This window comes from Pseudomonas sp. FG36 (assembly GCF_057809275.1).
Genome location: NZ_JBMDJQ010000004.1, coordinates 188,475 through 196,753, shown reverse-complemented (window position 1 = coordinate 196,753; position 8,279 = coordinate 188,475). Strand labels below are relative to the sequence as shown.

8 protein-coding genes are annotated in these 8,279 nt (G+C 64.2%); 2 read left to right on the top strand and 6 right to left on the bottom strand.

The genetic code is table 11. The features are described 5' to 3' along the window. Positions 1 to 86: 86 nt before the first annotated feature. From creD to rloA2, 4 genes are all read right to left on the bottom strand, one after another. Positions 87 to 1,415, bottom strand: a complete 1,329-nt coding sequence (gene creD / locus ACODS9_RS05945) for a cell envelope integrity protein CreD (protein ID WP_489093492.1) — start codon at positions 1,413 to 1,415, stop codon at positions 87 to 89. 129 nt (positions 1,416 to 1,544) lie between these two features. Then, complete coding sequence (creC, locus tag ACODS9_RS05940; RefSeq protein WP_489093491.1) at positions 1,545 to 2,978, bottom strand: two-component system sensor histidine kinase CreC; 1,434 nt, start codon at positions 2,976 to 2,978, stop codon at positions 1,545 to 1,547. Further along, complete coding sequence (gene creB / locus ACODS9_RS05935) at positions 2,978 to 3,658, bottom strand: two-component system response regulator CreB (protein WP_038707205.1); 681 nt, start codon at positions 3,656 to 3,658, stop codon at positions 2,978 to 2,980. Before creB ends, creC begins: the two co-directional genes overlap by 1 nt. A 108-nt stretch (positions 3,659 to 3,766) precedes the next feature. Continuing rightward, positions 3,767 to 4,267, bottom strand: a complete 501-nt coding sequence (rloA2, locus tag ACODS9_RS05930) for a retropepsin-like aspartic peptidase RloA2 (protein WP_023630860.1) — start codon at positions 4,265 to 4,267, stop codon at positions 3,767 to 3,769. A 182-nt stretch (positions 4,268 to 4,449) separates the two neighbouring features. Here rloA2 and yihG point away from each other — a divergent pair, with 182 nt between their 5' ends. Further along, complete coding sequence (gene yihG / locus ACODS9_RS05925) at positions 4,450 to 5,337, top strand: 1-acylglycerol-3-phosphate O-acyltransferase, YihG family (RefSeq protein ID WP_046857441.1); 888 nt, start codon at positions 4,450 to 4,452, stop codon at positions 5,335 to 5,337. Between the two features lie 171 nt (positions 5,338 to 5,508). Next, a complete protein-coding gene (locus ACODS9_RS05920) occupies positions 5,509 to 6,858 on the top strand; it encodes an APC family permease (RefSeq protein ID WP_489093490.1) in 1,350 nt (449 codons plus the stop codon). Between the two features lie 53 nt (positions 6,859 to 6,911). Here ACODS9_RS05920 and ACODS9_RS05915 read toward each other — a convergent pair whose 3' ends face one another. Both ACODS9_RS05915 and ACODS9_RS05910 read right to left on the bottom strand, forming a co-directional pair. After that, positions 6,912 to 7,481: a DUF2780 domain-containing protein gene (locus tag ACODS9_RS05915; protein ID WP_489093489.1), complete on the bottom strand. Its 570-nt coding sequence runs from the start codon at positions 7,479 to 7,481 to the stop codon at positions 6,912 to 6,914. A 211-nt stretch (positions 7,482 to 7,692) separates the two neighbouring features. After that, positions 7,693 to 8,001: a hypothetical protein gene (locus ACODS9_RS05910; protein ID WP_489093488.1), complete on the bottom strand. Its 309-nt coding sequence runs from the start codon at positions 7,999 to 8,001 to the stop codon at positions 7,693 to 7,695. Positions 8,002 to 8,279: the final 278 nt, after the last annotated feature.

Sequence of the window (8,279 nt, the reverse complement as noted above, 5' to 3'; positions counted from 1 at the left end):
CCCCCCACGATTGCCTTACCTCGATGCCACAGGAAACAGCAGGCCGATTCTCTGCGCCAACCAGCGCCCGACCTCTCTATCCTCCCTCATACCCCCCTCCCCACCCGCGACCAGTCCAGCCGGCGGGTCAGCACCATGAACACACCCAGCAGGCCAAAGCACAGCAACGAGCCCATCAGCAGTGCGTAGTCCTCGGCGCTGAGCAGCCCGTAGAGCATGCCGTACAACGCCGCCAACCCCGCCGCAAAGCCCACCCCACGCCCCAGGCTGCGCAGCACGTGCACCAGGTAGAAGCCGATCAGCAGCACACAGCCCGACGCCGACAGCCCATAGGCCAGGCCAAACCCCAGGTGCTCCGACAACGACAGCAGCAGCAGGTAGAAGAACGCCAGGGCCACGCCAACCAGGATGTACTGCACCGGGTGCACGCTGAGGTTCTTCAGCACCTCGAACAGGAAGAAGCCGGCGAAGGTCAGGGCGATGAACAGCAGCGCGTACTTGATCGCCCGCTCGCTCTTGAGGTACTGGTCCACCGGGTCGACGAAGCTGACGCCAAACGCCCGGTCGGTGAAGTCAGCGCACTTCTGCGCCGTGGCGCACAGGCGCACCGCCTCTTCCAGGTTGGTAGCAAAGAACGTGGTCTGCCAGTGGGCGCTGAAGCCTTTCTCGTCGATGGCGCGGCGGCTGGGCAGGAAGTTGCCGATGAAGCTCGGGTGCGGCCAGTTGGCGCGCATGTCCACGGTACTGCTGCGCCCGACCGGCAGTACGGCCAGTTGCCCGGTGCCCAGCAGGTCGAGGTCGAAGGCATAGGTGAACTCCCGGGCCTGCGGCTCGCTGAACTGCGGCAGGTCCACATGCACGCCGCCAGGCAACCAGTCGACACCGTTGCCGGGCTGGAACGGCAGGCGCTGGTCGTCCAACTTCAGCTCAAGGCTGTTCTCGATGCCGCGGATATCACTGATGCCGACCATCAGCCGCGGCTTGTCGAAGCGATAGTCGTCGTAGTCCTTCTCGATCCCCCAACGCTCGGGCAGCTCGAAGCGGCCGCTGATCCTGCTCTTGGCATGGAACAGGCGCGCCTGGTAGATGCCCCGGGCACGCAGCTCGGTATCGACGCCCACATCCATTTCGAAGGTTTCCGGCAGGAAGTACAACTGGCCGTGGACCGTGCTGGTTTCCTGGACGCTCTTGCCGTCCTTGTCGATCCAGCGGCGCTCGTACTTGCGATAGGGCACCACCACCACCGGGCCGCTGACCAGCTGGTCGAAGCTGGAGCTCGCGGCGATCTCGCCGAGCACGTTGTTGCGCAGTTGCTGACGTTCGTCGATCAAGCCGCCAATCATCAGCAGGGGAATCAGCAGCAGCAGGATCAGCACGGCGATCAGGCCAAGCTTGAAACCTAGGGTCTTGTTCATGGGGTTGGGCTCCGTTTGCGATGCGGGCAGTGTCTGCCCGCTGCGTGGAGCCCTTGGGGAGGAAATGTGGAGATTGTGTGGAGATTGGCGCGGTCAGCAGAAAGCCTGTGGGAGCGGGCTACTTGCCTCTCAGGTAAGTCGCCGCGCCGGCAGCCACAACCTCACCCGCACGCCACCCTCGACGTTGTCCACCGCCAGCGCCCCGCCATGCAACTGCATCACCTCGGCCACGAAGTTCAGCCCCAGCCCGGTGCTCTTGCGCCCGGTGCCGGGCCTTGGCAGCGAATAGAAGCGCTCGCTGACCCGGCCCAGGGCATATTCGGGGATCGCCTGCCCCTGGTTGAACAGGCTCAAGGCTACCCGCTCGCCATCGCGCTCCAGCTCGAAGGCCAATGCGCCTTGCTGCGGGGTGAAGTCCAGCGCGTTGTCCAGCAGGTTGGCCAGCGCCTGGCGCATCAGGAACGGATCGCACAGCAGCCTGAGGCCCGCCGGAATGCGCTGGCGCACCTGCAACCCGGCACCGTCGATCCTCGTGCCATGGGCCAGCAGCAGCTCGTCGATCAACGCCGCCACCGCCACCTGCTGCTCGTCCTCCAGGGCCTGCATCTGTTCGACCCGGGCCAGGTTGAGCAGCCGCTCGATCATCTGCTGCAAGCGGTCGCTCTCGCGCTCGATATTGCCGGCAAAGCGCGCCCGCTGCTCTTGCGGCATGTCACCCTGCAGCAGTTCCGAGGCGCCACGGATCGCCGCCAGCGGGCTCTTGAGTTCATGGGTGAGTGTGTGCACATAGCGTTCGACGTAGGCCTTGCCTTCCAGCTGGGTACGCATGCGCTCCACCGCCGTGGCCAGTTGCAGCAGCTCGCCGCCCTTGTAGTGCGGCAGCGCGGCACGCTGGCCCTCGCTGACCGCCTGGGCGTAATGAGTGAGGCGGCGCAGCGAGCGAGTCAGCCACCACGACAGCGCCGCCCCCACCAACAGGCCGAGCACGATCAGCCCGAGGCCGAGGATCAGCAGGCGCCGCTCGGAGCGGTCGATGTAAGGCTGCAGCGAGCTGTTGGGCTTGGCCACGGTGACCACGCCGATGATCTGGCCGCCGTCGAGGATCGGCGCCGCCACATGCATCACCGAGGTGCTTTCATCATCCGGGTCGCTGCGGGTCGAGCGTGCGCCGTACTGGCCACGCAAGGTCAGGTAGACGTCATTCCAGCGCGAATAGTCCTTGCCCACGTCCCGGCCGCTGGAGTCGAGCAGTACGACGCCCTTGGCATCGGTCACGTAGATCCGGTGGCTGACCTGGTTTTTCGCCAGCCCCCAGATCTGCGCGCTCGGGCGCCGCTCGCCATAGGAGGCCAGTACCTGCGACAGGCGGCTCTGGGTCAGGGTGCCGTTCTTCACATCGTCATGAAGGATCTCGGCCAGCAGGTTGGCGGTGTCCACCAGGGTTTCTTCCGATGACTGACGCACCACCGGGCGGATCTGCTCGCGCACCGTGTTGAGCAGGAAGTAACCCGCCAGGCCGACGAACAGGAAGTACACCAGGAAGATGCGAATCCCCAGGCGCATCAGGCGTGCTCCGGGCTGTAGCTATAGCCCAGGCCGCGGTGCGTCTGGATCGCCTCGGCGTCGGGCGCGACCTGGCGCAGCTTGGCGCGCAGGCTCTTGATATGGCTGTCGATGGTGCGCTCGTAGCCCACGTCCGAAGCCACGCCCAAGCCATCGAGCAGTTGCTCGCGGCTGAACACCCGGCGGGGTTGCTCGAGCAGGCTTTGCAACAGGCGAAACTCATGACGGGTAAGCGCCAGCGCCTGACCCCGGTAGCTGATGCGCATCGCCAGGGTATCGAGCTGGAACGGCGTGCTGTCGCTGGCCACTTCAACCCTCGGCGCCATGCGCTTGAGGATCGCCCGTACCCGCGCCGCCACCTCGCGGGGGCTGAACGGCTTGACCACGTAGTCGTCGGCGCCGATCTCCAGGCCCAGCACGCGGTCGATCTCGGCGTCGCGGGCACTGAGGAACATCACTGGCACCTCGCTGAAACGGCGCAACTGGCGGCAGGTCTCGAAGCCACTGATATCGGGCAGGCCGATATCGAGGATCACCAGATCGGCCGGGCGCAGGCGCTGCTGCTCGACGGCGGCGCTGCCGAGGGTCACCCACTCGGTGCTGTGGCCATCGGCCTGCAGGGCGTAGATAAGGGTATCGGCGATGGCGGATTCGTCTTCGACGATGAGGATGTGGGGCATCTGAGCGGCAAGCCTCGAGCTGCAAGCTTCAAGTGAAAGCGGATCGCGGCAACTTACACCGATCCGCCGTTTCTTGCAGCTTGTCGCTCTATGCTTGCAGCTGCTGCATCAGCAACCCGGATTGCCTGCCGTGAACTTCTCGCGCGGGTCCACCGCCGCCTTGAACTTGCGCAGGGCCTTGGAGCCGATCAACAGCGGATAGCGGAAATTGCTGCGGTCGACCAGGTTGACCTCCACGGTGCGCTTGACATCGCCCAGGCACATTTCCAGGTCGATCACCGGGCGATGCGAGAGCGCTGGCGACTCCTCCTCGTCATCTTCCTCGGCGCGGTTCTTGATCTTGCTGATACGCGACACTTCATGCTCGTAGAGCTTGTCGCTGGCGCCCTCGGTCGCCAGGCGGAAGCGCACCCACTCGTTGCCATCACGTTTGAACATCTCGATGTCCTTGGCCGACAGCGAAGCGGTCCAGGCGCCGGTATCCATCTTGGCTTTGAGGGTCTGGCCGATCTCCGGCAGCTTGATGTTCTCGTAACGGCCATAGAGCGTAGGTTCCGCGGCCATTACCGGCAGCGCCAGAAGGGACAGCAGGGCAAGCAAGGGTTTCACAGGGCAGGCTTCCTTGAGAGGGGTCAGTGCTTAGACTGTGCGGGCAGGATAGGTTCGTCGCCACAGGTTAAACAACACAATGTGAAACATTTGTCCCAGTTAATGGACGTACGACGTTTGGCTAAGGGCCATACCCTGCTTATCATTGCCAACCGTTCACCTCACACAACAAGAGTCCCCTTATGCGTCGCCTGCTGACCGGCATCCTCACCCTCACCCTGCTGCTGCTCAACACCCTGGTGCTGATCGGCCCGCTGCTGGTCTTCGCCCTGCTCAAGCTGGTGCTGCCGGGCCGTGGCCGCGACTACGCGTCGGCCGCGGTGATGTGGATCGCCGAAACCTGGTCGGAAATCGACAAGGCCATCTTCGCCCTGTGCATCCCCACCCAGTGGGACATCCGCGGCGTCGACACGCTGCGCCAGGACACCTCGTACCTGTGCGTGAGCAATCACCAGACCTGGGTGGATATCCCGGCGCTGATCGAGAGCCTCAACCGCCGCGTGCCGTTCTTCAAGTTCTTCCTCAAGAAAGAGCTGATCTGGGTACCGCTGCTGGGCCTGGCCTGGTGGGGCCTGGATTACCCGTTCATGAAGCGCTACAGCAAGGCCTTCCTCGACAAGCACCCCGAACTCAAGGGCAAGGACCTGGAGATCACCAAGGCCGCCTGCGAGCTGTTCAAGCGCCAGCCGGTGACCGTGGTCAACTACCTCGAAGGCACCCGCTTCACCGAGGCCAAGCGCGCCGAGCAGCAATCGCCCTACCGTCACCTGCTCAAGCCCAAGGCCGGCGGCGTGGCTTTCGTGCTGGCGGCGCTGGGCGAGCAGCTGGATGCGCTGCTCGATGTGACCATCGTCTACCCGGGCGACAAGGCGCCGGGGTTCTGGGACCTGCTCAACGGCAGCATCAGCCGGGTGATCATCGACATCCGCGTGCGCGAACTGGACCCGGCGCTGTGCGAGGGCGATTACGAGAACGACCCGGCGTTCCGTCAGACGGTGCAGGCCTGGGTCAACCAGCTGTGGCTGGACAAGGACCAGCGGATCGCGCAGTTGCGCGCAGAGATGCGCTGAAACCAATGGCCCTGTCGCGCTCTTGCCCGCGATAGGGCCTACAAATACCTCACCAAACCCCGATTAAAATCCAGATTTATAATCAACATAAGGAACTCTTTGTTTGTCACCACCCACCTGAGTGGATAAAAATCGATCAACCACAACTACAAGAAAAGCCAGGATCGATCGATGGCCAACCCTCCCTGCTCCGCCCCCGCGCAACTGCGCCGCGTCCTGGGCCTGCCCGCCCTGGTGTTCTTCGGCCTGGTGTACATGGTCCCGCTGACCATCTTCACCACCTACGGCATCGTCACCGAACTCACCGGTGGCCGCACCGCCGCTGCCTACCTGGTCACCCTGCTGGCCATGCTGTTCACCGCCACCTCCTACAGCTTCATGGTCAAGCGCTTCCCGGTCGCGGGCTCGGCGTACTCCTACACCAACATGGCGTTCGGCCCCAACGTGGGTTACCTGGCGGGCTGGTCGCTGCTGCTCGACTACCTGTTCATCCCGATGATCAATTACCTGCTGATCGGGCTTTTCCTCAACATCGCCTTCCCGGCCATCCCGGCCTGGGCCATCGTGCTGGCGGCCATCGCCGTGGTGACCGTGCTCAACGTGGTCGGCATCCACTCGGTGGCCAAGACCAGCAACCTGATCGTCGGCGCGCAGATCGTCTTCATCGGCGTGTTCGTCGCCCTGTCCTGGCAGGGCATGGCCGGACAGCCGGTGGACCTGCTGGCGCCGCTGCGCGGTGATGGCAGCGCGCCGGGCTTCGGTGCCTTGATGGCAGGGGCGGCGGTGCTGTGCCTGTCGTTCCTCGGCTTCGATGCCGTGTCGACCCTGGCCGAAGAATGCAAGGACGCCCGCCGCGACGTGCCGCGGGCGATCATCCTCACCACCCTTGGCGCCGGGCTGCTGTTCACCGTGCTGGCCTACGTCAGCCAGCTGGTACTGCCGGGCAGCACCTTCGCCAACACCGATGCCGCCGCCAACGAAGTGATGATGACGGCCGGCGGCCAGTTCCTCGCCAACTTCTTCACCGCTGCCTTCGTTGCCGGCAGCCTGGGCTCGGCGCTGGCCTCGCAGGCGGCGGTGTCGCGTATCCTGTTCACCATGGGCCGCGACCGCGTGCTGCCGCAGCGCAGCTTCGGCTACCTGTCGCCGCGCTTCGGCACGCCGGTGTTCGCCACCCTGCTGGTGTCGGCGTTCTCGCTGCTGGCACTGGTGATCGACCTGGCCACCCTCGCCTCGCTGATCAGCTTTGGCGCGCTGGTGGCGTTCTCGGCGGTGAACCTGGCGGTGGTGAAGACGCACCTGATGGATCACGCCGGGCAGCGCACGCCGCTGGGCCTGCTGCGCTATGGCGCGGTGCCGCTGGTGGGGTTGAGCCTGACCTTGTGGCTGTGGACCAGCCTGTCGGCGCTGACGCTGGTGATCGGCTTGTGCTGGTTTGCGTTGGGGCTGGCGTACCTGGCGGTACTCACTGCCGGTTTCCGCAGGCCGGTGCGGCTGGTGGATTTCTCCGAAACCGCGTAGCCCCGCATGTCTCCTGCAGGAGCAGCGGTGCACCGTTCCTGCAGAGGATGGGATCAGACCGACGGGGTATTTACCGCCGGGCTACCCCACAAACTCCCCAGGTTTTGCAGCAACGACCCGGCAATCCCCTGCTGCCCCAGGTACTGCAGGATCAACGGCGCAAACTGGCCGATCATCCCGGTATCCATGCCCAGCGCCTTGAAGGCGTTGTCCAGGTCATTGCGGTTTTCGACTTCACCGCCCAGCGCATTGCTCAGGGCCGAGCTGTTCTTGTCATTGCCCAGCAACTGCCCCAGCCCGTTCAGCCCACCCAGCGCATTGTTGCCCGACAGCAGGTCGAGCCCCGGCACAGCCTTGGTCAACTGCCCGTAGTCATCGCCGCTGAGGTTGTTGCGCGCCAGGCCCAACATGGCCCCCGCACCGCCGATGGCCTGTTCGGGGGTGATCTTCAATTCGCTGCCCAGCGTATTGAGCAGGTTGGCTTGGGCGGCCGGCGCTTGCCCCTGGGCCTGCTGGTTCTGGTTCTGCATGGCCGAGACGGCATTGGCCGCATCGCTCAGGTTGAAGGCGAACACCGGGCTTGCGGCCAGGGTCATCAGGGTTGCCAGGGTGAATGCTTTCATGGGGAGGGACCTCGTCGGCCGGAATGGCCGGGAAACGAGGGGTTGGACTGGGGTGCCGGGGGTTTGTTCCGGGCCGGCCATCGGTGTTCATCCCAGGGTCCAATCGCTGGCAAGCCAGCTCCCACAGTGGATTGCATAACAGCCTGAGGCCTGCGCTGTATCTGTGGGAGCCGTCTTACCGGCGATGGGCCGCACAGCGGCCCCGGCTATTTCAGTCCGGCTGATAAAAGCCCGAGGCAGGCACCTGTTTCAACGCCCCCACCAGCGCATCGACCTGCCCCCACGCGACGGTCAGATGCTGCAGGCTCGACGCCTGGAGCTGCTTCAGATCGCCGTCGGTCGTCAGTTCCTGGGCGTGGTAGCCGTCGGTATAGGCGATGAACATGAAATGGCAGACGTTCATCAGCACTTCCTCGATGGGCACGGCGCCTTCGAGGATGGCAGTGGAGAGGGATTGGCCGGGTGGGAGTTGGAATTTGGCGTAGAGGTCTTCGGGTGGGTCGGGGACGATTTTCTTCATGGCAGTCACCTGAATGCAGTGATGCTGCACCATTCGTTTCCACACAAAAGGGTGGCAGCTGTACACGGGGTGGAAACCCGGATGCATTCAGGAAAACCCGGTAGGCATAAAGCCTCCCGCGTACAGCCGCCATAACGACACGTTCCAGAATGCGTATCCGGGTTTCCACACCCGATCGCTGAACCGACAGCGACCGGGAAAGCCTAGTAGGCAGGATTTCCCCGGACAATCAGACGTGTATCGACAGATTGTGTAGGGTAATTCCTGCGACCAAATCT